Below are 2,878 nucleotides of genomic sequence, written 5' to 3' on the forward strand. Positions count from 1 at the left end.
TGGGTGCAGGAGTCGAGACCGGTCGGGCCGGCGCCGGCAGGGGGTCTCGATACGCGCTGGCGCGCTACTCGACCACCGAGAGACTCGAGAGGCTCCAGCACCGCCTGCGACCCCGAGCGCATCAGGTCGGGGCGCAGCACCTCCACGCCGTGGCGACGCGCGTCGGCGACGAGGGTGGCGGGCGAGTAGAAGCCCATCGGCTGCGCGCGCAGCAGCCCGGCGAGGAACGCCGCCGGGTAATGGAGCTTTATCCACGAGCTCGCGTAGACCAGCAGCCCGAACGACAGCGAGTGCGACTCAGCGAAGCCGAAATTCGCGAACGCCTGGATCTTCGCGTAGATCGCGTCTGCCGCCTCGCCGACCAGCCCGTTGGTGGCCATACCGGCGTAGAGCTTCTCCTTGAGCGACTCGATGCGCTCCACCCCGCGCTTGGAGCCCATCGCACGACGCAACAGGTCGGCATCCTCCCCCGTGCACTCCCCCACGGCCATCGCCATCTGCATGAGCTGCTCTTGGAACACCGGGATGCCGAGCGTGCGCTCCAGCACGGGCTCGAGCTTGGGGTGCGGATAGGTGACCTCCTCGTAGCCGAGCTTGCGCCGCACGAACGGATGCACCGCGCCGCCCTGGATGGGGCCGGGACGGATCAGGGCGATCTCGATCACGAGGTCGTAGAACCGCCGCGGCTGCAGCCTGGGCAGCAGCCCCATCTGCGCGCGCGATTCGACCTGGAACACTCCGATCGAATCCGCCCGGCAGAGCATGTCGTAGACGGCCTTCTCCTCCTTGGGGATGGTCGCGAGCTCCCACTCCTCCCCCGTCGCCGCGCGGATCATGTCGAAGCAGTACTGCAGCGCCGCCAGCATCCCGAGTCCGAGCAGGTCGAACTTCACCAGCCCCATCCAGGCGGCGTCGTCTTTGTCCCACTGGATCACCGTGCGGTTCTGCATGCGCGCGTGCTCGATCGGCACGACCTCGCCGACCGGCCGGTCGGTCAGCACCATGCCCCCGGAGTGGATGCCGAGATGCCGTGGCGCCTTCAGAAGCTCGGAGGCGTACTCGATCACCTGATCGGGGATGTCGTGCTCCCGCATCCCCGGTGGTCGAGTCGGTGGTCGAGTCGGTGGTCGAGTCGGTGGTCGAGTCGGTGGTCGAGTAGCTTGCGTATCGAGACCCGTATCGAGACCCGTATCGAGACCCGTATCGAGACCCGTATCGAGACCCGTATCGAGACCCGCGCCCCACTGCTCGACCTGCTTCGACCAGGCATCCTGCTGCCCGGGCGAATGCCCCAGCGCCTTGGCCATATCGCGCACGGCGTTCTTCGGCCGGTACTGGATCACGTTCGCGACCTGCGCCGCCCGCTCCCTCCCGTACTGCCCGTACACCCACTGGATGATCTCTTCGCGCCGGTCGGAGTCGAAGTCGACGTCGATGTCGGGCTCTTCATCGCGCAGCGACGACAGAAAGCGCTCGAACGGCAGTTTGTAGGCGATCGAGTCGACCGCGGTGATGTCGAGCAGGTAGCAGACGGCGCTGTTGGCGGCCGAGCCCCGCCCCTGGCACAGGATGCCGCGCCGCCGCGCCTCTTGCACGATCCCGTGCACGATCAGGAAGTAGCCCGGAAAGTCCTTGAGCTCGATGACCCCGAGCTCCTTCTCGATGCGCGCCTTGTCTTCCTCGGTCGCATCGGGATACTTGCGCGGCACCGCCTCCCACACCAGGTGCCGCAGCCACGACATCGGCGTGTGCCCCTCGGGCACCTTCTGCTTCGGCAGCGCAGGCTTTGCGCGGCGCAACGGAAAGGCCAGCTCATCGGCGAGGGTCACGGTGCGGGCGACCGCGCCGGGATAGCGCGCGAAGCGCTCGGCCATCTCGCCCCCCGAGCGCAAGTGGGCGCCGGCATGGGCGGGCAGCCACCCGTCGAGCTCGTCGAGGCCGCGGCCTGCGCGCACCGCCGCGACCGCCGCGGCGAGCCGCTCGCGCTGCGGCACGGCGTAGTGCACGTTGTTGCTCGCGAGCAGAGGCAGCCCGCGCTCGGCGGCGAGCGCAGCGAGCAGATCGTTCTCGCGCGTGTCGAGCGGGGAACCGTGGTCGATCAGCTCGACGTTGACGGCATCCCTTCCGAACAGCGCGACGAGACGATCGAGAGCGGATGCCGCGGCATCCGCTCCGCCGTCGGCGAGCGCGCGCCGCACGGCGCCCTTGCGGCAGCCGGTGAGGATCGCCCAGTGCTTTTCACCTGCATGCCCCTCGGCCTGGGCGGCGAGCTCGTCGAGGTCGTAGACGGGTCGCCCCTTCTCGGCGCCGTTGAGCTGCGCGTGCGTGATGGCGGCCGCGAGCCGGTGATAGCCCTCTTCGCCGCGGGCGAGCACGAGCAGGTGCGCCCCGGCGGGGTCGGGTTCGCCCTTCTGAGGTTTGGGCAGTTCGAGCGAGAGCTCGGCGCCGAACACGGTCTTGACCTGAAGGGTCTCGGCCGCCTCGGCGAAGCGCACGATGCCGTAGAACCCGTCATGGTCGGTGACCGCGAGGGCGTGCAGGCCCAGCCGCTCGGCCTCTTCGGCGAGCTCTTCGGGCGAGGAGGCCCCGTCGAGGAACGAGTACGTCGAGTGCGCGTGCAGCTCGGCATACGGAACCGCGTCATCGGGGCGCGTGATCGCCTGCGACACGTACGGCCCGCGCTTGCGCGACCAGGCCGGGCTGTCGCCGCCGTCGGCGTGCGCGGGTGGCCCGCCCGGGCGGCGGCGGTCGCTGTTCCTATTCAGACTGAGCAGCCGCTCCATCTCCGACCACGGCACGGACGGGTTGTGGAAGCCCATCAGAACACCGCCCCATCGTTCGCCGAGGCGGGTCGGGTCTCGATACGCGCTGGCGCGCT

The 2,878-nt window shown here is 69.4% G+C and carries 1 protein-coding gene; it reads right to left on the reverse strand.

Going from position 1 to position 2,878, the window contains the following annotated elements; genetic code table 11:
- On the reverse strand, window positions 1-2,819 hold a 2,819-nt coding region (gene dnaE, locus QZV84_RS10760; RefSeq protein ID WP_292829303.1), incomplete at its 3' end, for a DNA polymerase III subunit alpha.
- Window positions 2,820-2,878: the final 59 nt, after the last annotated feature.

The organism is Microbacterium sp. (assembly GCF_011620715.1).
GTDB lineage: Bacteria > Actinomycetota > Actinomycetes > Actinomycetales > Microbacteriaceae > Microbacterium.